Source organism: Candidatus Poribacteria bacterium (genome assembly GCA_009839745.1).
In the GTDB taxonomy this organism is placed as follows: domain Bacteria; phylum Poribacteria; class WGA-4E; order WGA-4E; family WGA-3G; genus WGA-3G.
Window position 1 is genome coordinate 28,660 of record VXPE01000006.1, and the last position, 22,421, is coordinate 51,080.

General features: G+C 47.3%; 17 protein-coding genes. 5 read left to right on the forward strand and 12 right to left on the reverse strand.

Annotated features, from left to right (window positions below; translation table 11 throughout):
- Nucleotides 1-79: 79 nt before the first annotated feature.
- From F4X88_01375 to F4X88_01395, 5 genes are all read left to right on the forward strand, one after another.
- Nucleotides 80-1,519, forward strand: coding sequence for a TolC family protein (locus F4X88_01375; protein MYA54921.1), 1,440 nt, complete (start codon nucleotides 80-82; stop codon nucleotides 1,517-1,519).
- 172 nt (nucleotides 1,520-1,691) lie between these two features.
- Nucleotides 1,692-3,299, forward strand: coding sequence for an efflux RND transporter periplasmic adaptor subunit (locus F4X88_01380; protein ID MYA54922.1), 1,608 nt, complete (start codon nucleotides 1,692-1,694; stop codon nucleotides 3,297-3,299).
- Between the two features lie 258 nt (nucleotides 3,300-3,557).
- Complete coding sequence (locus tag F4X88_01385; GenBank protein MYA54923.1) at nucleotides 3,558-5,060, forward strand: hypothetical protein; 1,503 nt, start codon at nucleotides 3,558-3,560, stop codon at nucleotides 5,058-5,060.
- Between the two features lie 2 nt (nucleotides 5,061-5,062).
- Entirely contained in the window at nucleotides 5,063-7,024 is a 1,962-nt protein-coding gene (locus F4X88_01390) for a hypothetical protein (protein MYA54924.1), read from the forward strand.
- 76 nt (nucleotides 7,025-7,100) lie between these two features.
- A complete protein-coding gene (locus F4X88_01395; protein MYA54925.1) occupies nucleotides 7,101-8,159 on the forward strand; it encodes a PorV/PorQ family protein in 1,059 nt (352 codons plus the stop codon).
- Nucleotides 8,160-8,167: 8 nt separating this feature from the next.
- Here the strand turns inward: F4X88_01395 and F4X88_01400 are convergent, their stop codons facing one another.
- The 12 genes from F4X88_01400 to F4X88_01455 form a co-directional block, all read right to left on the reverse strand.
- Nucleotides 8,168-9,166, reverse strand: a complete 999-nt coding sequence (locus tag F4X88_01400; GenBank protein MYA54926.1) for a hypothetical protein — start codon at nucleotides 9,164-9,166, stop codon at nucleotides 8,168-8,170.
- 84 nt (nucleotides 9,167-9,250) lie between these two features.
- Entirely contained in the window at nucleotides 9,251-9,472 is a 222-nt protein-coding gene (locus tag F4X88_01405; GenBank protein ID MYA54927.1) for a hypothetical protein, read from the reverse strand.
- Nucleotides 9,473-10,111: 639 nt separating this feature from the next.
- A complete protein-coding gene (locus F4X88_01410; GenBank protein MYA54928.1) occupies nucleotides 10,112-11,083 on the reverse strand; it encodes a hypothetical protein in 972 nt (323 codons plus the stop codon).
- Nucleotides 11,084-11,253: 170 nt separating this feature from the next.
- The gene (locus tag F4X88_01415) at nucleotides 11,254-11,478 is read right to left on the reverse strand and encodes a hypothetical protein (GenBank protein MYA54929.1); all 225 of its coding nucleotides are present in this window, start codon (nucleotides 11,476-11,478) and stop codon (nucleotides 11,254-11,256) included.
- A 127-nt stretch (nucleotides 11,479-11,605) separates the two neighbouring features.
- Nucleotides 11,606-12,676, reverse strand: coding sequence for a hypothetical protein (locus tag F4X88_01420; GenBank protein MYA54930.1), 1,071 nt, complete (start codon nucleotides 12,674-12,676; stop codon nucleotides 11,606-11,608).
- Nucleotides 12,677-12,685: 9 nt separating this feature from the next.
- The gene (locus F4X88_01425; protein MYA54931.1) at nucleotides 12,686-15,598 is read right to left on the reverse strand and encodes a sigma-70 family RNA polymerase sigma factor; all 2,913 of its coding nucleotides are present in this window, start codon (nucleotides 15,596-15,598) and stop codon (nucleotides 12,686-12,688) included.
- A gap of 192 nt (nucleotides 15,599-15,790) precedes the next feature.
- Nucleotides 15,791-16,570: a hypothetical protein gene (locus F4X88_01430; GenBank protein MYA54932.1), complete on the reverse strand. Its 780-nt coding sequence runs from the start codon at nucleotides 16,568-16,570 to the stop codon at nucleotides 15,791-15,793.
- 156 nt (nucleotides 16,571-16,726) lie between these two features.
- Complete coding sequence (locus tag F4X88_01435; protein MYA54933.1) at nucleotides 16,727-16,984, reverse strand: hypothetical protein; 258 nt, start codon at nucleotides 16,982-16,984, stop codon at nucleotides 16,727-16,729.
- A gap of 92 nt (nucleotides 16,985-17,076) precedes the next feature.
- Complete coding sequence (locus tag F4X88_01440; protein ID MYA54934.1) at nucleotides 17,077-18,741, reverse strand: glycosyltransferase; 1,665 nt, start codon at nucleotides 18,739-18,741, stop codon at nucleotides 17,077-17,079.
- A 23-nt stretch (nucleotides 18,742-18,764) separates the two neighbouring features.
- Nucleotides 18,765-20,483 (reverse strand): glycosyltransferase, encoded by a 1,719-nt coding sequence (locus F4X88_01445; protein ID MYA54935.1) that lies wholly within the window; start codon nucleotides 20,481-20,483, stop codon nucleotides 18,765-18,767.
- 22 nt (nucleotides 20,484-20,505) lie between these two features.
- Nucleotides 20,506-21,630 (reverse strand): hypothetical protein, encoded by a 1,125-nt coding sequence (locus F4X88_01450; protein ID MYA54936.1) that lies wholly within the window; start codon nucleotides 21,628-21,630, stop codon nucleotides 20,506-20,508.
- An 84-nt stretch (nucleotides 21,631-21,714) separates the two neighbouring features.
- Nucleotides 21,715-21,987, reverse strand: coding sequence for a hypothetical protein (locus tag F4X88_01455; GenBank protein ID MYA54937.1), 273 nt, complete (start codon nucleotides 21,985-21,987; stop codon nucleotides 21,715-21,717).
- Between the last annotated feature and the right edge of the window lie 434 nt (nucleotides 21,988-22,421).

The window sequence follows — 22,421 nt, forward strand, 5'->3', positions numbered from 1 at the left end:
TTGTGTAACATGTGGGTGGGTTCCCGTTGCCCACCCACTTTTATTAATCGTAGGGGCTGGGTTACCCAGCCCTACAGAGATGTGTTTTCGTAAATGTTCGTTGGAGGATGCAACCGCGATGAATACATTACGGTTCTGCCACTTCGTGTGTGTTGGAACCTTTCTCTTCCTTCTAATAAATCTCTCCGTTGTAGCGCAAGAACCACAGGTTTTGACATTAGAAAAAAGTATTGAGCTTGCCAAACAGAGCAATCTGACCCTTCAGACTGCTGAGCAAAATCTTAAGGCTGCCGAAGCAGAAGTTCGCGCCGCACGCGCAGGACTCTTGCCAAGAATCACAGTTAGTGGGAATTACACCTATTTTAAAGATATACAAAAATCCGTAATTCAAGCCGAGGGTGGGTTTGGATTCCCGATGCCGGGTAGGGAAATGGACGGTCCAGAACCTCCCAGTGCCGACAGCGAATCCGACTTGATTGAGTTGGAGTTCGGTGCCCATCACAACGCTCAAGGCACTGTCAGTTTGACGCAACCCATCTTCGCATGGGGACGCTATTATTACGGGTATCAAGCCGCAAAGCTCAACTATCAGGCAGTCCAACGCGACGTTGATGCCGCTTCTAATCAACTCCGCTTAGATGTCTCTGAGGCATTCTATGGCGCATTGGTCGCCCAGGAGTTTGTAAGGGTCGCCCAACAAAGTGTTTCTCTGGTTGAAGAGCAACTTACAATCGCAGAGGCCTCGCTGAATGTGGGTGCTGCGACCAATTTCGATGTCCTGCGTGCCAAGGTCCAACTCGCAAATGCCAAATCACAACTCATCCGCGCCCAGAACGGTGTTCAAACGGCTAAAAATGCCTATAAAACCGTCCTTAATATACCTCTCTCTGGGAATGTATCGGTGAAAGGCAGCCTTGAAATCCCAGAAAGCCATAAAATACCAGCGTTAAACCTTGAGACACTCATCCGAGATGCGCTTGAAAATCGTCCCGAAGTGCATCGGACACAATTTGCTGAGGATGCTGTCCGTAAACAGATTGCCGTTGCGAAAACCCGAAGTCGTCCGGATCTCGGATTCTTCACGAACTATCAAATTTCACAGAATGAAAGACTTACCGAAATGAATAGGATTTGGAGTCTCGGCTTTCAAATCAATATTCCAATTTTTGACGGCTTTGCGGCGCGCGCAGCGGTGCAACAAACCGAGAGTGCTCTAAAACAGGTTGAGTTAGGTGGAACGCAAATGAAAGTTGGTGTTGAGTTTGAAGTGCGGACTGCGTATCTGAATCTTCGTGGGGCGTCAACGATTATTGATGTTCAGCGTGAGTCTGTTGCGCAAGCGCAGGAGAGTGTTCGCATTGCGAATCTGCAATTTCAGAACGGTATTATTACCACAGTCGCCCTGACGGATACGCAGCTTGCTTTGACCCAGGCAGAAGTTAACCGCCTGCAGGCGCATCACGATTACATTGTCGGTTTAGCGAGACTCGAAAAAGCGATAGGACAAAAACTACAATAAACACAAAACTCTTAACGGTGTCGGAATGTAAATCAAGGGCATCTTGCTGATTTTTCACCTAACGCTACAGATCCCCAGTTACGTCCGGATCCACCGAAAACCATCGTAAAGCGCTTAGGGGCTGGCTAACCCAGCCCCTACAGAGCGATGCCCAGGGGACCAGAGTCTAAAAATGAAGAAAGTACTGATTGGTATACTCATAGTATTCGCGATAGCCGTGGTAATTAGCCTACCACGGTTTCTAAAACCAGAAAAACCTGAAATTCAACAGGCACAAGCTATAGTCCTGAAGCCGGTGGAAGTTACAAAAGCAGCACGTGGAGAGATTCGTTCGGAACTCGAATTGTCCGGCACTATTCAAGCCGAATCACAAATCAGCGTTTTTCCGAAAGTCGCAGGGCGGCTTGTTGCCCTAAACGTAGATGAGGGCGACAGTGTAAAAAAAGGCACATCTCTTGCGGTGGTAGAGCATGAGGAACTGCAACTCGCCGTGCAGCAAGCCGAAGCCACGCTGAAAGCCGCAGAAACGGCTCATGAACAAACAAAGCAGCTCGCCGAAGTGCGTGTAAACTCGCAGATTGCGCAGGCGAAAGCGCAGTTTCGCGCCGCAGAGATTGCGCTACAACAGGTGGTCGACCTCTCTGAAATCCGAACCGTCACGCAAATAGAGCAGGCAGAAGCCGCATTGGAATCTCTTGTTGCGAACCTTCAGAAAATCAAAAGCGGTGCGCGTGATGAAGACCGGCGACAAGCCGAGGCAGGATTGAGTCGAGCCGAGGCGAACCTTGAGAACGCTAAAAGCACTCACGAACGCATGACGCAACTCTTTGAAAATGGCGCAATTAGTCAGCAATCCGTTGAAAGTGCGAAGACACAGTTAGACGTTGCCGTCGCTCAACATAAAATCGCTTCTGAACAACTGCAACTGATCGATAACGGTGCGCGGACTGAGGATATTCAAGCCATGGCGGCACAAGTTGAGCAGGCAGAAGCCTCCTTACGACTCGCAGAGACCCAGGCAGCCACGAAGACATGGGAGAAAGACATTGAACTTGCGCGTTCCCAAGTCGAAACCGCCCGGGCTGGACTCATCTCTGCGGAGGCTTTAAAGACTGCGAAAAGTTGGGAAGCCGAGATAACATCAGCGAAAACCGCACGCACGCAAGCCGAGGTTGCGCTGAAGCTTGCTCAAAAACGTCTGAATGACGCTACGATTCGCGCCCCGATTTCCGGTGTGATCTCCAGACGCTCCTTGGATTTAGGCGGTATGGCACTTCCTGCGACACCCCTTTTTGACATCGTTAATATTGATACCGTCAAAGCAACTATTGAGGTGATTGAAGTCCAGTTAAGCCAATTGGCACTCAATCAACAAGCCTCCATAGAGATTGATGGTATAGATGCCCAGATGTCCGGTAGTATTACTTTTATTAGTCCAACGCTAACACCGGCGCGTCGGACGGCTACGGTTGAAGTCGATATTGACAATCTGGACGGCACTCTTAAACCGGGAATGTTTGCCAAGGTGACCGTCCCGATCAAAGTGCATCCTGATACGATTCTCATCTCGCGTGCTGCGCTGATTGAGGATGTGAATGCCACCACGCAGAGCGTCTTCGTCATTGAGAATGGGGTCAGTCAGCGGCGTGTTGTAGAGATAGGTCTTTTGCGTGCCGGTGAAGCTGAAGTCCTGAGTGGGCTTATCGAAGGCGAAGCGGTTGTCACTGCTGGACAACATTCTCTAAAACAGGGGGAAAGTGTTAGAGTCGTTAATCCGTAGAGGCTGCAAAAAAGGACTTGATAAATTAACGAGATAGGTGTAGCATGGTTGGATAAATAGAGTTATTTAGGGTGAAACTTACAATTATCTTTGCATCTACCCTTAACGAGGAAACGTTTATAGTGGGGAAAACCCCTCATTGCCCGTCGTAGGAAAAAAGTGTCAAAGTATTTTCTGATTCACCATAGTTTGCCGTTCTGAGTTCGAGAAAGGGGTTGCCAACGACATTCCGACAATGAAGTGTGGTTGGCGAGAAAAATGAAAGTTGAACAACTCCACGGTCCCAGAGGGACTTCCTTTCAGGTCCTTGAGTTGGAGTATCTTTTACAGGAAGATTCCCCTGAACTCTTCTTTTCGCTTGGTTTGCAAAGGGGTGGACATGTGGTTCTCACCTGTGCCCCCGCAAGGCTTGACATTATGGGAGGTATCGCTGATTACTGCGGCGCGAATGTTTTTGAGATGACGCTCAACCGCACAGCAATCGCCGCCTGCCAAGCCAGAGAAGATAGAAACCTCTGTGCTATCACACTCCGAGCAGGAGATCAATTCAAACCTAACTTTCATCTCTCGCTGGATAGTTTCTATACGAATGGGACTCTCAAAACGTATTCACAGATTCAGGAACATTTCAGTGAGGAACCCGGAGCAGAATGGACGGGATATATACTCGGGGCATTTTATGTCTTACTCAAAGAGGGTAGGATTGGGCAATTCCCGCACGGTGCCACGATAGTTATCAAAAGCGATATTCCGATCGGTGGAGGTGTCGCCTCCTCCGCAGCTATTGAAGTCGCTACATTGATGGCGATCAACCAGCTGTATGGCTTAGAATTAGATGCCATGGAAATAGCGCGCCTCGCACAAATCGTTGAAAATAGAATTGTTGGCGCGCCTTGTGGGATTATGGATCAGGTGACGGCTGCCGCTGGCACGTCAACAAAGATTCTCTCAATTCTTTGTCAACCGGACAAAATTCTCGAATTCGTTTCATGTCCATTAAACGTGAGTTTTGTCGGTATCTATACAAGAGTGCGCAGAAGCACGACCAGCACTGCTTATGTTGACACACGCACCGGGACTTTTATGGGGTTGACTATCCTCAAAGCAGCGTTTTCATCAGAGGCCGCGGAAGGTAGCATCGCTCGAAAGCTATCCGAGGCGTTAGCAGATAACTACCTATGCAACCTTTCTGTCCAGGATTTTCGTGAGCAGTGTGAGCACCTGTTGCCTGAACAGATGCAGGGCGCGGAGTTTCTTGACAAATACGGTGAAACCGTTGATACCGCTACACAGGTGAATCCAGAGACATCGTATGCGGTTAGGAGTCGAGTCCAACACGCAATTTACGAGAACGCACGTGTGAGGCAATTTATTGCTGCTATAAAAAACGCGGATACAGATTCCGATCGTATCCAAGACTACCTCAGCGAAGCAGGGAATCTCATGTACGAATCCAATGCCAGTTACCGTGATCTGGCAGGATTGGGTTCCCGTGAAGTTGATGGACTTGTGAACATCGCTCGGAAGATTGGAGAACAGGGCGGTATCTACGGTGCCAAGATTACCGGTGGCGGTGGCGGCGGGACTGTTGCCTTGCTATGCCACGGTAACGTGGAAAATTCGCTCACCCAAATTCTCGCTGCTTACAAATTAGCGTGGGGAATTGATGGCGAGCTTATCCGAGGAAACGCCGCTGGCGCGTTTGAATTTGGCCATATTCTCTGGGAGTTGAAGGAACTCGAACCGCCTACACATTTTTAACTATGGAAAACTTAGATAAACAGGACCAACGCCGTGCGTCCGGTGTTACATGGCGCGCTATCCTCATCGCTATCTTCTTAATTCCCCCGAACGTCTTTTGGGTCATTGAAGTTGAGTGTGTCTGGCATTCTGGGCATCCAACGACCATTTCGCTCTTCTGGAATGTTGTCCTCAACATCTTTTTCCTAATCTTGATAAATCTTTTCCTGAAGCGTGTCGCCCCGCGATCCGCGCTAACGCAGGGCGAGATGATTACCATTTACGCCATGCTCTCTATCGCCTCCGGTTTGGCAGGGCATGATACCCTAGCACTGACAATTCCCGCACTCCCCCACGCATTCTGGTTCGCAACCATTGAGAATGATTGGGCGGATATGTTTCATACTTACATTCCACAACATCTCGTTGTCGCCGACAGAGAGCTTATCCGGGGATTTTACGAAGGCAACACGCCCTTCTATAATGCTAAAATCGGTGGGGCATGGATAATGCCGACTCTGTGGTGGACCTCGCTTATTGTCGCACTCGGCACCATCATGATTTGTGTAAATGTGCTGATTCGCAAACAGTGGACAGAACATGAAAAATTGGCGTATCCAATTATCCAACTCCCGATGGCAATTACAGAAAGAGGTGGAGCCGCGCAGCTTTTCCGAAGTCGTATCCTATGGTATGGGTTTATCATCGCCGCAGTAATAAATGTCTGGCACGGTTTGGCTCACTTTTTTCCCGTCTTACCCGACTTCAGTGTGCGTCATAACGCCCGGAATTGGGGCAGAGTCTTCACTGAAAAACCGTGGAACGCTGTCGGTAATATCCCCGTGCCGCTCTACCCGTTTGTAATCGGATTAGGGTTCCTTTTGCCACTGGATCTTTCGTTTTCTATGTGGTTCTTCTACCTGTTTGAGAAAGCACAGCGGGTTTTCGGCAGCGCACTCGCAATCCCAGCCCCTTTCCCGTATGGGAGTGAACAATCCATTGGCGGTTGGATGGCGATCTTTGTTATCGCGATGCTCGTAACGCGGAGGCACATTGTGAACGTCGTGCGAACCATCTTCGGTATGCCCGGCGGGATTGACGACTCACAAGAGCCGATCCGTTATCGGACGGCACTCCTGCTCATTATCATCTCAAGCCTCTTTATCATCTGGTTCTGTCTGAAAGCGGGAATGACCCTCCCAATTATTCTCCCGTTCTTTGCCTTCTTTTCTGCCATTTCGATTGCTATTACGCGCGTCCGTGCGGAGCTCGGTCCTCCCGCACATGAGATGGCGGGGATGTGTAATGCACAACAGTTTTTAGTCAATATTCTCGGAACACGCCGCATCGGACCCAATAACCTGACGGTTTTTCCCTACTTTTGGTTTTTTAGTGGACGTGGATACCGCGAACACATTATGCCCCATCAGCTTGAAGCGTTTAAAATGGCGGAACGGGCGAATATGAACACGAAACGCTTGGTCCTTGCCATGGTTATTGCTGTTGTTCTTGGATCCCTCGCATCATTTTGGGCGACACTCAGTGAACTCTATCGTCTCGGGGGTGCCGTCACAGGCGCGGGCGGTGGCATTGGACCGTCAGTGGGGCATATCGGTCAATTCGGCTGGCTTGCCGGGCTATTCGCTTTCCCGCGCGAACCCGACATCCCCGCAATGTCCTTCATGGCAGGTGGAATGGGACTCACCTTCTTCCTCATGGTGATGCGGATGCGGTTCATCTGGTGGCCCCTTCATCCCGCAGGTTATCCTATCTCTATGACCGGGGGAGTCGGCTATTTTTGGAGTTGTCTCGTTATCAGCAGTTTTCTCAAATGGATGGCACTCCGGTTTGGTGGACCCGGCACTTATCGAACGATGGTCTTCTTCTTTTTCGGAGTCATTCTCGGTGAGTACTGTGTTGGCGCATTCTGGAGCGTCTTGAGTGTTATTATTCGTGAACCTATCTACGACTTCGCACCGGGTTAACGTATTGTAGCATAAACTTTTAGTTTGTGCCTCTGAACGTATCCCTGTGTATGGAAACCTCTCATTAATTTAAGTTATGACAACAAGCCGATCTATTTATCTTCTTATACTCATACTGAGCCTCGGCCCCCCCGCAGTTGCGAGAGCAGCAGACGAAGGCGCGCATGCCGCCGAATTTCTCAGCCACGGCGTAGGTGCGCGTGCCTTGGGAATGGGTGGCGCATTCGTTGCCGTCGCCGATGACGCAACCGCGACTTACTGGAATCCCGCCGGGTTGACCAAAGTGAAGAAACACAGTTTCTCGGCGATGTATTCCGATACCTTTAGCACTGGAGATGGGGGGTGGCTCACCAGAGGCTTAGTCACCTACAACTTCGTCAACTACGTCTACCAAATCGAGGATATCGGCAGCATCGGATTGAGTTGGATCCGGCTCGGCGTTGACGATATACCGCGCACGACTTTCATTGATGTTAACAATAACGGGTTCCTCGGCGATTTTCAGGATAAAAATGGCAACGGCATCAAAGAGGACGGCGAACCTTATATCGACAAACCCGAAGTTGCCGAGTATTTCAGCAATACCGATAACGCCCTGCTTATCTCTTATGCCCGTCAAGTCCACCCCATGGCGGCTGTCGGTGGCAACCTCAAACTCCTCAACCAATCCATTTTTCAGAACAGTGGAACCGGTTTCGGTATTGACATCGGTCTGATTGCGGAACCTTACAAGGGGTTACGGGTCGGGGCAATGTTGTTAGATGCAACGGGTACCCAAGTCCGTTGGGATACTGCCGACACACCGACATTCACTCGCACGCGCCGACTCCGATTCGGCACGGCTTACCACTTTGCCGTTCCACGTCTCGGTAAAGGGGCAATTGGCGCGGATTTTGAAACCGACCAAGCCGATCTGGAGGTAGGGGGTGCTGGCGGCGGGATGCTTCTACGCGTCGGTGCGGAATACTGGCTCTTCAATACCCTCGCACTCCGGGGCGGCTGGAATGGACATGGACTCTCTGCAGGGGCTGGCCTCCGATTGGGGATAAATGCCATGTCGTTTTTCGTCAACTACGCCTTCAATACCCACACCCTCGGCGGCTCACAGCGCATCTCCGTCTCCGGGGAATTCTAACTAAACTCTCATTCCTTTTTCGTCTTTGCCCATATTGTCGTAAGTAACTGCGGTTGCGGCGAAACCGGCAACGCATACGCCGGATCGAACCAATCTCCCAGACTATTCCAGACCGTCTGATCCGTCAGCTGCGTAGCAAGTCCCTCCATTACTGAAATTTTGAAAATATGCACCTGTTTGAACTCTCTATCTGGACGCTCGTACAGGAGTTCATCACCTGCTGGAGACCATATTGGGTGGGTCACGGGCGATCCTGCTTCGCCAATTAGTTGATGAAGTCCCGTTCCATCTCGATTTACAATGTAGGCAGTTTCCCTACCAACATTCTCGGGGTTGGGTTCAACGCGCGTCCACGCAAATGCGAGTTTATTACCATCAGGAGACCATGCCGGATGACGCAGCCAGGCTGGCGCATCGGGCGGAAAAAAGAATTTTGAGCGACTCGTCCGAACATTGAGAATTGTAATGTATCGAGGATGCTTCAACCTGCGGTTAATAAAGGCGATTTCCTTTCCATCAGGAGACCAAACGGGCATGATACCAATTACAACACGATCCTCCTTTTTTCCATCTATTGGTGCAATATAAAGGGAGGGCACATCGAGTTTTGAGCGGACGTAGGCAATCTGTTTTCCGTCAGGCGACCATGTCGGTGCTATTCTCTCTTGGGATTTTGCAAAAACACGTCTTACATCTGAACCATCGACATTCATCAGATATAGATCGAAACTGAAAGACCCTCTATCTCGGTCTGAACAAAAAAGAATATGTTCGCCGGTAGGTGAGAAGACGGGCTGCACATCATCTGCGGGATGATTGGTGAGATTGACGACCCCTTGCCCATCAGTATTCATGAGGTAGATGTCTCGATTCTCAAGCAACTCCCGGTTTCCCGAGAAGACGATTTTAGCAGTGGCAGGTATCGCTTTTCCCAATACTGGGGCCCCGATTAAGCAGAATATGAGTGCACTCAGCAGATAACAGAAAAAGGTGGTTTGAACTCTCATCTGACATCGCTCCAAACGTTGTATATCAAGGATCTATGAGTGTAAGTACTTTAGCACCCACTCATAGATCCTCCTAAGAGTACCTTAGTGTTTTACGCAGCTACCAACCATATGGCAGTGGTAACCTGGAGGACATGGTTGCCCTTTATCACAAGGGAACGCCTCAACATCTGGTGTTACCATGATCGCTTGCGCGAGCAGGGCACCACCTGTTGCCACACCGAGCGTCAATGGTGACTTAACGCCGACACGGCCCTCTTCGGATTTGAGGAAGTCACTAATTTTACTGCGAATGTTGTTTTTCATCTATGGGTTTTCTCCTTTCTGCTGGTGCTTCTCTTCCGGCAAGATTGATTTCCCAACACTTATTGGGAGACCCATTTCCAGGGCGAATACTATCACTACGGGAGTGAAGCCTTCTCCCTGGATATGCTTTCTAATGGCTTTTCAAAAGGTTCATCATCCTTGTTGGTTATTTGAAAGGTGCCTATTCAATTTGTGAACTGTAATTACTGGCATGGCGTTCCACTCGCCCGCAAGAGTTGATTCGCTTGGAATTTGTGATTATCGACGAAATAGGCAATATTCTCCTTCGTCGCAAACCAAAGTGCAACCAATGCTTGCACTAACGGGAGGAGTAAACATTATTTGAGTCAGAAAGAAACTCCCAATTCCTACAGTTAACACCAGCGGGGCCTTGATACCAGTTTTGCCTTCCTCAGATTGCAAAAATGTATGAATTCTACGACGTAGATTTTTCTTCATTGGGTTCACCTCCTTTCTCTCATCGGTAATTCTTATCAGCACTTTCATTTCCAGAATGAACAACATCCATAAGGGAACAGATCTTCTAAAAATGCTTAAAAACAAATACAATCTCAGCATCTCTAACATTTTGACTAATATCACTGCTAATGTGTTTTCAAGGTGATTAAATCTAAAACATTATTTTCTTTTCACTTCCGACCACGTTGTAGTTAGCAATCGGGATTGGGGTGAAACAGGCAAGGCAAACGCTGGATCAAACCAACTTCCGAGGTGATGTCCTGTTCCAATGTGGGTCAGTTGTATCGTTTCATTACTCTCTAAATCTATTTTGAATATTTGCGTATCATCACCATCATCAGCGTGAATGTAGAGAAGCGCATTTCCCACTGGAGACCAGGCGGGTTCACCGGCTGACGAGCCTTGTGGAGCAACAATTTGTTGAACTTCTGTTCCATCACGGTTCATAATATAGATTGTTTCCACCTCAAACCCTTCGGGCCGCCAGGCAAACGCGATCTTTTCACCATTTGGAGACCACACAGGACTTCGAACCCACATCGGAACTTTAGGGAAGGGGAGGAATGTTTGTTTTCTCGATCGGACCTTGAGCAAACTAATACGTCTGGGTTCGTCAAATGCTCCACTGAGAAAGGTTATCTCTGCGCCATCAGGCGACCAGTCGGACAAACTGCCAATAGCCACTTCTTTCTCTTCTCTTCCATCCATTGTTGCGATATACACAAACCATTCACCCCGTTCAATCTTGGTATAAGCAATGTGTCTTCCATCAAATGACCAAACTGGATGTCTTCTATCCGCTGATTTTTCAAACACGCTTCGGACGTTTTTACCATCTGGATCCATCAAATACAAATCCCAACTCCCCAGAAAGCGGTCTCGATCTGATGCAAAAAGAATCTGTTCACCTGTCGGTGACCATATCGGTGCGACATCATCCGCCTTATTGCGACTTATATTCACCTGTTGTGTTCCATCCGGATTCATCAAGTAGATTTCTCGGTTGCCATCCCTACCCGAAGCAAACACAATTTTCGCGGTGATCGGTGCTTTTGCCAGTGCTGGGTAAAAGTCGGGGCATAATAATACAACACTTAATATACAATAGATATAGAGAGGCTTATGTCTCATAAGATGTCCCTCCGAAAGTGGAGGTAAAAGTAGTCCGGTTCTGAACCCAGTTTTCTATTCCTATAGCTTATATCTTCTTCTCCTCAACTACAGAAGTAAATAATTGGGCATTGAAATGCTGAGGGCATCTCGGAAAAAGAACCGGCATGCCCTCAACAAATGCTAACGCCTTACGGACTTACACAACTACCGCTTGGATGACACTTCCAAGGCCGATTTGGACAATCTCCGTGTTCGCGGCAAGGTATTGCATCAGCTTCTGGTGTTCCTACGATAGCCTGTGCGAGTAGCACGCTACCAACCGCTGCACCAAGCGTCAGAGAGGATTTTATCCCAACCTTGCCTTCCTCGGATTGGACAAACTCGCGGATTTTACCGCGGAGATTCTTTTTCATATCGGTTTTTCTCCTTTCTGCCGGTGCTTCCACGCCGGCGAGATTGACTTCCCAACTCCGGTCAGGAACCCAAAATTAGGACTTATGCCCATTCCTAAAGTATTTTCAAGGTGATTCAATCTAAAACCTATTCCCGTTTCAGTTCTCCCCATATTGTGGTTAGCAACTGTGGTTGCGGTGAAACTGGCAACGCAAACGCCGGGTCAAACCAGTCTCCACCAAAATTCCTTGGACCAATATGCGTCAACTGCGTCCGAATACCGTTATTCACATCAACTTTGAAGATCTGCCTAAAACCCTTAATTTCCTGCGTATAAAGGACTTGTTCTCCATTTGGTGATAACGCAGGATCCGATGCCTCCTGACCGGCTTCATCAACGAGTTGTTTGAGCCCAGTGCCGTCGCGATTGACGATGAAGATCGCCTGCTTGTCCTTCCATGCATTGTGCAGATCCCTATCCAAAATGGCGGGCAACGGTTGCTTGTTCCCAGCAAGAGAGAGTTTATCACCAGTAGCCGACCAAGACGGCCCGGTTTGCCAAGGTAGTGCTTTCTTGGGTAGAAGGCGTTCGTGCTTTCGTATCCGGATGTTGAATAATATGATCCAGGTTCCCGCTGGGTCCGATGCCTTGCATGCAATTTCTGTTCCATCCGGCGACCATGCTGGATAGGAAAACTTCCCGATGAATTCGGGTTCTTGTTCGCCTAAGGGCACAATGTATATACCACTTGTGCCACCTCCACTCTGATCCCATTGCCTGTAAGCAATCTGTTTCCCATCGGGTGACCACGTCGGCGATGTCCTCCAACCTACTATTTTTCTTTTAAAGACGCGTTGGACGTTGGATCCATCCGGATCCATCAGATACAGATCTCGAGTACCCCTGGGACGTAAATCCCCGCGATTCGAGACGAAGAGAATCTGTTTACCTGTTGGAGACCAGACCGCGTGCAGATCGTTTGCAGGATGGTCTGTAAGTCTGACTTGTTCAGAGCCATCCGGGTTCATGATATAGATTTCACCGTTGCCATCCCGTGCGGAGGTAAACAAGATTTTAGGGGTTGCCGGTACTTTCGCGAGAACCGAGAAAACGTTTACATTCAGAATCAGTAAATTGAATGCGAAAAGGGTTAACAATTTTATCATTCTCATATGATTTCCCTTCTGTAGTATCACAGTAAAAAGCATAGGAAACAACAGAACGCTCTATCTTTGAGATAACTCGTTGCGATATTCTTCCCCAAGCGGTCTGTGAAAGATCCCGTGTTGTTGCGTCGCAATATAAAGCCTATCATTGCTGATAACGAGAGAGAGCACTTTATCAGGCACACTCGGAGAGATTTGCTTCCAGTGTCCACGGGTATCCAAGCGATAAAGCCCCGTATCACCTGCACCATAAACCGTGGTGCCGTCCACAGCGAACCTATCGATGGTGATACGCATTCCCGTTCCATCGGTGAGCACGCGCCAGGATTCTCCGTTCTCTGAACTTAAAACACCGGTGTCAGTGGCGACGTAAACCGTTGAACCCACAAAGAATATCTCGTTGAAATGCGAAAAGCGGAGTGGAAGATTCGACGTAATGTCTCTCCAACTGTTTCCTGCATCCTGTGATTGAAACAGATGACCCGCTCGCTTCCCTACGTAGACGGTTTTCCCCGAAACCGCTAACTTGAATCCTGTATCAAGTTTATCACCAAGATTCTCACTTGTGTCTAATAATCCAGTATTTATCCATTCTGAATCACCGAGTCTCCATCTGAACAGTTCTCGTTTGTATTCAACGTAGAATGTTCCGTTACCGACTGCAAACCCACCGGCTCTCGCCAAGGTTTCCGGGGCAGATAACATAGACTCGACGGATTGGGTTTTGTTATCAAAAACAGGTATTTCAGGCACTGGACTGAGTAGACTGTTAATAGTAGATAAAGTGAGAATACGTAAATTATCTGTCTCAGGGACAATTACATAAAAACTCCTGTCTGCGACCGTTAACTTTGAATCAAAAGGAAAGTTGATGCAAGCGTCTTCCTTTCCTATGAGTTCAAATGTGTGTTCATGGATGTCAACAGGGACGTTTTCCCACGATTCACCGCTGTTGGTTGATTGAACAACATCCTTGCCAGTATGCACATATAATTTGTTGTCAAACGCTACTAAATCTCGTATTCCAGTCCCTACTATCCCATTCATAAATGGGTGCCACGATTCACCACTATCAGTTGTCCGATGAATACCAAATGCATCAACTTTGTAATATATATTCTCGTTTACCGCTACAGCTTGAAAGTTGTTCAATATAAACGGACTTGCGTCAAACCCAAGGTTTATCCAAGTTTGCCCACCATCTCTTGATCGAAATAGTTCAAAGTCTTGTATCAAAAGGGATTGCCCTACAGCCAAAATCTTCATGCCTGTTGATGGCTTCAAAAAAGATGATTTACTTATAGGTGTTATCTCTGTCCATGACTTTCCTAAGTCGTTTGATCGGAAAGCCATACTTCTTAAATTTAAGTCGTTGACATCTACTGTTCGCTCAACATCTTTTAACAGGGCGGAAAGATCAGGACCCGTTCCGACATAGAGGTTGTTTTCCATGGCTGCCAAAGAATGAACAGCACCTGATACATCCATCGGCAATTGCCTCCACCCACCTGAATCGAGATGATAGAGGCCCTCATTGGTGCCAACAAATACCGTGTCCTTGATCGCAGCCACCGCGGAAATGTGTTTGTTTGCCAGTCCATTGTTAAAAGGGTGCCACTGTGCCCCGGCATTTGTAGATCGGAAAACACCCTTATCTTGAAGTGCGAGATACATCACAATGTCTACGTGTGGGTTACTGCTCTGTGTCGCATCGGTTATTATCAGACCAATAGCATCTCCTTTTGGACGGTGTCCAAGCCCTTTCCACGTTTCACCGCTGTCAACCGAAGCAAACAATTCATCACTGGAAACAATATAGAGCGTACTATCATACTCTGCCATAGGCATCCGGAACGCTCCAGTCGGCACACTTGTATTAATAAGTGTCCACATAGTTGCGTCCGGTGATAATCTGTAGATACCTGTTGATGTGGCAGCATAGAGTATCTTTTCGGATGCAGCAAAGATACCAGAAACATGACCCCCTTGTGGTCCCCCTGCCTGCGTCCATTGGGAGGTAGAGGATCTGAACGAGTTGTTCTGTGTATTCGGTGCTGAGACATTCTCATCAGTCCGCAAACCAGCTCCCATATTCTCGTTTGTGTTAACATTCCTACCAGCCTGCGTTCGCACCGCCGGTTTTGAATCCATAGCAAGGGTAATCGGCGTATCAATAATTTCAATCGTAGGTTCGGATAGTGCTTCAAAACTATACGGCTTTTGAAAACGGAGAAGATATTGATTGCTGATACCCAGCATCAACAGGAATACCAATACTGTCGCTGTTCCAAAAGCCATCCACGGGAGCAAAGGTTTCCCAGTCGGAGCCGGTGTCGGTGTCATCTCAGCGACTTGCCGCATGATGTTTTGGGTTAAACCCGTGGGTATATAAACACCACCGAGAATTTCCTGAACCAGGAGATCTTCTTCCTGTTCTAAACGCTTTCTCGCACGCTGAAGTCGACTCGTAACTGTGTGCACGGACACACCCAAAAATTTGCCTATTTCTTTGGACTTCATTCCACCGAGATAGTAGAGCGTTATCACCGTGCGTTCACTCTCTGGCAGCTTCTCCAGGAGTGTTTTTACAAGATCATGGCGACGCTCCGTCGCGTCTGCCTCTCGCTGCGCTAATACGTGGTGGTTGTAAGAGGCGTGTTCGATTTCTTCCATTGGGATGGATGCCAATGATTGTATTTTAGATTTGCTCCGTTGAATCCAATTAAGGCAGAGGTGGTTTGCGATAACATACAGCCATCCGGCAAACTGACTTGGCTCCTTTAGGGTCGAAAGGTTTTTATACGCGCTTAGAAAGGTGTCTTGTGTAAGTTCTTCAGCGTAGTGAAAATCGCCAATCTTTCGCCACACGAGGGCGTGAATCCCCTTCTGATACTTTTCAACTAAAGTGTTGAACGCCGTATCATCACCTTCTAAAATTCTGCTGATTAATTGAACATCATTTTCTTCTTTCATAAAATTATCCTAACAAAACGTGCGTTTGATAAAATATCTTGAATCTTGTAGGGAATCAACGATTCAGGGAAGGGTAAAATTTACCTTATAAATAGAGCTGTCTAGGGATTCACGACTCTACCTGGGGAATACTCAAACAAAAATACCAACGAAAACTATAGTCATTATATACATTTTATCAGTTTTGTCATATTAAAGACACAATTTTAATCTAATACCATCAGACTCCCATCGGCACCTCGTTTCCCGTTTTCCGCCGATACTTTCAAGTTCCTCACTAATTTTCATCGTTAATTCCCGATTTTCCGGTCTCAATGGATCGGGACGTTTTGCCGGAATTTGGGAGAACGTTCCATCGGGTTCAGTGAATAACCGCTCACAGATCTGAATCGGTGTCCCCGCTAATAGGCGTTCGACGATCTGACCGGCAAGTCCACTATTCGCATTGATGACAATCCGTTTTCTGGACAACCGCTGCAAATCTACAAAAGAACGAAGGTGCGTGAGGTATGCCTCCAGAAACTGTGCGGACTGGAGGGACCCACGATAGGGCATCTTTCGCTTCTCAAATAGAATTTCACTCTCAATGGCATCGCGGAGATCGTAGAGACCAGTGTCTGATGAAATTGGGGTCGCATGCTGACCGACCAGTTTCATACCGTTATATACAGCAGGATTGTGAGATGCCGAAATGATAATCCCTCCGTTTGTCTGGTAGTGTGCCACTGCGAAATAAAGCATATCGGTCGAAATTCGACCCAGATTGAGGATATCAACGCCTGAATCTATGAGTCCTTCTACCACCTTCTGCCACAGTTGCGGGGAACTCTCGCGAACATCGTAACCTACAGCGACGGTTTCCGGTCGAAAATGAACCGCAAAGGCGCGTGCAATTCGATAAAAGTCGTTCGGCGCAAAGTCCACGCCGAAAATGCCCCGGATATCATACGCCCGGAAAATATCACGGTTCATTGGAAAACTCCGTTCTGAAAATGCTGTCGTGCATAGGCGAGCCGCTCCGGAGCCCCAAGGTCAATCCAATTTACATGTTCCATATGCTATGAGTAAGTAATCTGTCCCATTCTTTTCCAGAATAGGACAGACAAAATCAACAAATACCTTTTCTAATTAGCCACAAGTAGAATGCCATACCAAGGTGCCTCCACCGGCATCTTTCAAAAAGAAATGGCAAAGTTCACCCTCGGCCTGGTTGCAATCCGCATGACTCCAGCATTCAAAACCAGCATCGGCGTGCGGAGTGAGAATCATTTGTGCTAATAACAAGCTGCTACTTACTATGCTCAAGGTCAGTGGCGACTTGATACCCACTTTACCATTCTCAGATTGTAGAAAAGTGTGAATTTTATCACGTAGGTTTTTCTTCATTCGAGTTCACCTCCTTTCTCTTATCGATAATACTTATCAGGATTTTCATTTCCAGAATAAACAACTTCCATAACGGTGAATGACCATCCAAACTATAGCACCCAACCGGAAAGTTTTTCTAAAATGTGATATGCCCTCTCTTTGTCCCCATCGCATATTTCGGTTAGAAGCGTCTCAGCCTGCAGGCGTGAATGAGAGTTGAGTAGCTCTTTAGCAAGTCCGACCTCAATACTTTCTGCGGAATGGTGTGGATGCTGAAGTGCTTGAGATCGCACACTTCCATGGTTGCTATCATAATGATAGCAGAACAGATTGGGGAGAGAACTGTAAGTGGACATCGCCTGCGTCTCGAGTTGCTGCTGCGTTAATGAGTGAACAAGATTAGCAAATTGCGTTGAAATGGCATCAGCAGAAAAACTTTCCGCCAATTTCCGTCCATCCTTAGAAAGCCGATCCATTTCTGAAGGGTCTGCCAATAATTGATTTAAGTTCTCAAGAACGTGTTTCAAGTATTCGCTGTCCGTGATTCCTCTTTTTGAATCTATAAAGGCACAGGCGTTCCCAAACTCGGGTATAGCAGCACTCGTCCCTATGAGTGTGGGGACTCCGCAAGCCAAACTCTGAGACAGTAGTGAACTCGAACTTTGTAAACTCGCATGAAAAAAGCAGATATCCATGGCGTTGAATAGCATCGGGAGCAAATGTGGATCTGTCCCGAATTGTTCGGTTTCTGTATAAAAAACAAGATTACTGGGTAGATTATTTACATACACATCTGGTAATTTAGGTGCGAACACAACAAAGAAAAGCTCTGGACACAACTGAGCGATGAATTTCCCAACACGATAATTGACTTCAAACGCTTCTCCAGCGATGATGCCAACAACAGGTTTTTGGAAAACCTCTTGCGTGTCAAAAATGGCACTTATACATCGTTTTCCTATCGTCTTTTCCTGATATGCCTGAAACCTTTCCAAATCAACCGGATCAGGGATAACACGAAAATCAATATCAGATGACAATATTTCTTGAAACCGATGTATCACCCAAGGGGCATCAACTACGATGGCATCAAAGGGACGCTTCGCTCCGTATACAGCCAAAACGAAATTTATAAAGGCATCTTCATCTCTAACCCCACTATTGGCACGCACAATAGTCGGAACGTTATTCCAAGAAAAGAAAGGTATAACTTCGTTCGCCTCTATAGATAAAACCCCAAAATCGACAGGAACGAACGCTATTGTTACATCATAGGTGGCGTTTATATAATAGGTTCGCGCGCGTTTAAGATCCGTTTCTATTGCCATAAAGTGAAAAACTTCATCATCGCGATAGGATTCATCCCATTGATCCTTCGGAATTCCGACGGTAACCTCCATATTCTGTGAAAGGGATTCTAAAAGCAGATAGGTACTTCCATCCTTGGACTGTGAAGCCGGTCCCTGATTTAGGAACGTCACGAGGCGTGATTTTTGGTCCTCATCCGGGACGCGACGCGCTATGTTTGACACAAGTAGATTTGATTCCGAAAAATATTTTAGGCACTCAAATGCTTCAAATATTTCTGCCTCAGTGTGTTGTGCTTTTAGGTGGCTGATGATTTCTTTCCGGCTCCTTGAATCGCACAATTCCAACACGTTCCAGACAACGAGATCAACACATACCAGTTCATTTCGATCTAAGTCAACGACGTAGTTCCGATCGTCAACCTGAAACTTCTCTATTTCATGAAGTGTTACAGGAAAATCTATCATAAGTATCAACCTTTCATCAACGTCTATAAAGATGTTGCTTGCGTAAATCCATTGACACGATTGAGAATATCAGCGACCGAGTGTCTGTCTTTCACGATGTGCATAAGGACCACCTCCACTTCATGAACCGTATGACGCTCCAGTAACGTTAAAGCCAATGCCGCCTTCCAATCTTGATGATAACTGCTGTGCATCAGTGGTTCCTGGTTATGTTGCTCAGTGACGTTTGTCAAAATGGATTGGCACTGCAACTGGTCGTCTAAGAAACCGTAGGAAGGCACAAACGAAGTTTTGAAACGCGTTCGTGAAGAAAACTGCTTTTTTCTTTTTAGGCTTTCGTAGAGCAGGACGAGTTTCTTTGCAGTTGTGTCCCATTTAAATTCCAATGACCGCTCGCGAGCCTGTTTACTGAGTTCCATTCGATGGACATCGTCATTCAAAAGTTCCTGAATCGCTTTTGAAAGCACTTCGGGTTCAACATACCCGGCGAAACTGCCAATGTCCTGATTGAAAGTCTGACATGCCACAACACGACCCGCGTCTCCGACAACTTCTGGCAAACCCGCGAAGTTTGTTACGACGGGTGGCACGCCACACGCCATCGTTTCGAGAACAGCATTGCCAAATGCCTCCTCTCCAACGATAGAAGGGAAGCAATGGACATCGAAAGTATTTAAATACAATGGGAGCATCTCTCTCGGCGGCTGCTCACCGATATAGATTAAATTCGGCGGTAACTTCTGGAGCTGATACGCATGTAAAGTCGGGGCAACCACAAAAAACAGGACCTCAGGAAGCATTTTGGCTATTTTGATAAAGATGCCCGCGCCTTTCTCAGGTTGGAAACGTCCAAAAAAACCGACGATCTTCTGATTTCTTATCTCTGGTCGATTGAGCATCTCTGCCACTTGAGAGCGAGCCTGTGCTTTATCCATCGGACGGAAAAGGTCCGAATCAACACCGTTGGGAATGACATGAAAACAGTCGGTGTCAAGAACATGTTGTGCATAGAAATCTTTGATAGAGCGAGTTGGCGTTATGAAAGCGTCATGTTCGTTCATCGCAGCATAAGTCCATAGGATAGAATTAATCATTGACCCGTTGTGTCCACGGGGTGAGCCAAGCCGGCTTATCACGGGAACTCCTGATGAAAACAGATGCAGTGGCATCTGTTCCACCATGTCCAACGGGATCATCGGTATGAAAATCCCATCAATCTGGTTTTGCTGAAGTTGAAATAAAAAGTTGTGTCTTGAGGTGCCTCCCGAAAGGGTGTAAACCCCGTCTGAAATGACCTCCGATTTTGCGGCATGAAAAAAAAGATCCGCATATCTCGACAACGCGCTCAGAATTTCTTTAGAGGCGAGACGGTATCCACTCCTAACGTATGTTTTATCTGAGGTCCATGTTTCAATAGGGCCTGCCACGAAGATTCTGAGACGATTTTTCTTTTCGAGCGTTTCTTGACCTGTGTTTCCAAAAAGAAGCCCCATTTCCTCAAAGTTATGTAGTTGCTCAAAGGCTTGATAAATCCGTTCCGGTTCATACTTTTCAGATAGAGCTTCAAGAATCTCACCGGGTGTTGATTCCGGACACAGCTGCAATATCTCCCAAATAAGATCGTCAGCTTCTAATACTTGTCCTACGTCTAAATCAACGATGAAAAGCCGATCTTGACGCGTAAACGGATGCAAACGATGCGTCGGTTTTGGAGATTGAAATGAGTGTTGTGTTGAAGTCATAATGTGTCATCCACATAAATTTTTAATCTGCTGCCTGTTTAAGTTTACCCCAAAGCATTGTCTGTTTTTCTCCACTCGGTGATACTAAGTGAAATCCCTCCGGCACCCATACAGGAGATAGATAGAATCTCGCACCCTTTACAAGCGGCGTTCCAACGCCATTAGTATCTCTGACGTTTATGATATGAATGTCAGCAGAAGGTTCCCACCGCTTTCCGACATCTGAGATACTATACGCAATCCAGTCGCCATTCGGAGACCAAGCAGGACGAGAAATTTGTGGGACCGGTGCCCGTTTCTCCCCTACCGGTGGCACTTGCGTCAATTTTCGGAGGTCTTCTGCATCTATATCAAGGATTGAAAGGGTGAGAGGAACCCGTGGTGTAGTCTTTTCCAAGAGAGGTCGCGGGACACCGTCTACTGGCCCAAGGGCAAAGAACTGAAGTTCCCATGTTCCAAAGGCAATCTGTTTGCCGTCAGGAGACCACGTGAATCCTGCAGTCCACGCTATAGGGACAAGACCCCTCAACCTTGGAGGTATCAGAAGCTTCAATCCTCTCCCCTCGGAAGTCATTATGTAGAGATCGAACCTCTGATCGAGTTGAGAAAAGAAAACGATCCATCTACCATCGGGGGACCAGGCAGGACTCCCGTTTTTACCGATTTTCGTCAATCGTCTTATCTTTTCACCGGTGGCATCCATTTTGTAAATATCCGAACTCCCTCCACGATCAGAGACAAAAGCAATCCACCTGCCATCAGGAGACCACGTAGGACGTGAGTCGATGCCGGGGTCGTGTGTCAACCGCTGATGTTCCCTCGTCTTGGTATCCATAATATAAATCTCAGGATTTCCATCTCGGTTGGAGACATACCCTAAAAACCTGCCATCCGGCGACCATGTGGGGTCAAAGTCATCGGCTGGGTGGTCTGTCAAGTTGCCAAGGTACTTACCATTGGTGTCCATGATATGGATGTCAAAGTTATCTGTTTGGTTAGAAACATAGGCTATCAACTCGGCCCCAGCAGCGTCTTCCCAACCGTCTATGAGTAGCAGTCCGACGCTTATGAATAGGGTGGTTCCTAAGACTGACAGCAGCCTACTTTTTATAGAAAAGGGGAATCCCTTCACCTTTGTCCATCTCATGATGCCCTCCTTAGTAAAATTATTGAAAAGGTCGGTTCCACTGATAAAAAACAGCGGAACCGACGAAATGCGAAATTCGTGCCTTTAGTGACCAACGCACTGAGAGTGCTTTATGGTTACCACACACTGGCAGCCGGCAGACCATTCCTTTGTCTCTCCATGTAAACAGATTTCTCCGGGGCTGCAATCGCCATTGTCGTCACATTCCATATGTGCCTGACCATCGGCGGGGAACATTGCTTGTGCTAACAACAAACTCCCACCTGCGATACCTACTGCGAGGGGTGCTTTGACCCCTACACGACCTTCTTCGGATGCGAGGAAGTCACGGAATTTATCGCGAAGGTTACTTTTCATGTCGGTTTATCTCCTTTCTACCGGTGCTTCTGTTCCGGCAAGATTGATTTCCCAACACTTATTGGGAGACCCATTTCCAAGACGAATGAATTCGCTACGGAAGTAAAGCCCTTCCCTTGGAAATGCTTGAAAACAAACATAACTTCAGCAGGTCTGAAATCTTTGAATAACATCTCTGTCAAAGTGCTTTCAAGGTGATTAAATATAGAACACTATTCCTTTTTCACTTCCCCCCATGTTGTGGTTAGCAACGGCGGTTGTGGCGAAACAGGCAACGCATACGCCGGGTCAAACCAATCCCCCAGATAGTTCTGTCCAATATGTGTCAGTTGTTCTACCTGCTTATCGTCTACTCCAATTCTAAAAACTTGGCGGTCTTCGTGAATATAAAGCAGGGCATCCCCCTGTGGCGACCAAACCGGGTCGGCTGCCTG

What these genes read in the sequence shown, in the direction of transcription:
- F4X88_01410 (MYA54928.1), bottom strand. Translation starts at nt 11,083, where the DNA reads ATGAGACATAAGCCTCTCTATATCTATTGTATATTAAGTGTTGTATTA.
- F4X88_01390 (MYA54924.1), top strand. Translation starts at nt 5,063, where the DNA reads ATGGAAAACTTAGATAAACAGGACCAACGCCGTGCGTCCGGTGTTACA.
- F4X88_01430 (MYA54932.1), bottom strand. Translation starts at nt 16,570, where the DNA reads ATGAACCGTGATATTTTCCGGGCGTATGATATCCGGGGCATTTTCGGC.
- F4X88_01445 (MYA54935.1), bottom strand. Translation starts at nt 20,483, where the DNA reads ATGACTTCAACACAACACTCATTTCAATCTCCAAAACCGACGCATCGT.
- F4X88_01405 (MYA54927.1), bottom strand. Translation starts at nt 9,472, where the DNA reads ATGAAAAACAACATTCGCAGTAAAATTAGTGACTTCCTCAAATCCGAA.
- F4X88_01455 (MYA54937.1), bottom strand. Translation starts at nt 21,987, where the DNA reads ATGAAAAGTAACCTTCGCGATAAATTCCGTGACTTCCTCGCATCCGAA.
- F4X88_01450 (MYA54936.1), bottom strand. Translation starts at nt 21,630, where the DNA reads ATGAGATGGACAAAGGTGAAGGGATTCCCCTTTTCTATAAAAAGTAGG.
- F4X88_01385 (MYA54923.1), top strand. Translation starts at nt 3,558, where the DNA reads ATGAAAGTTGAACAACTCCACGGTCCCAGAGGGACTTCCTTTCAGGTC.
- F4X88_01415 (MYA54929.1), bottom strand. Translation starts at nt 11,478, where the DNA reads ATGAAAAAGAATCTCCGCGGTAAAATCCGCGAGTTTGTCCAATCCGAG.
- F4X88_01400 (MYA54926.1), bottom strand. Translation starts at nt 9,166, where the DNA reads ATGAGAGTTCAAACCACCTTTTTCTGTTATCTGCTGAGTGCACTCATA.
- F4X88_01375 (MYA54921.1), top strand. Translation starts at nt 80, where the DNA reads ATGTGTTTTCGTAAATGTTCGTTGGAGGATGCAACCGCGATGAATACA.
- F4X88_01435 (MYA54933.1), bottom strand. Translation starts at nt 16,984, where the DNA reads ATGAAGAAAAACCTACGTGATAAAATTCACACTTTTCTACAATCTGAG.
- F4X88_01425 (MYA54931.1), bottom strand. Translation starts at nt 15,598, where the DNA reads ATGAAAGAAGAAAATGATGTTCAATTAATCAGCAGAATTTTAGAAGGT.
- F4X88_01395 (MYA54925.1), top strand. Translation starts at nt 7,101, where the DNA reads ATGACAACAAGCCGATCTATTTATCTTCTTATACTCATACTGAGCCTC.
- F4X88_01440 (MYA54934.1), bottom strand. Translation starts at nt 18,741, where the DNA reads ATGATAGATTTTCCTGTAACACTTCATGAAATAGAGAAGTTTCAGGTT.
- F4X88_01380 (MYA54922.1), top strand. Translation starts at nt 1,692, where the DNA reads ATGAAGAAAGTACTGATTGGTATACTCATAGTATTCGCGATAGCCGTG.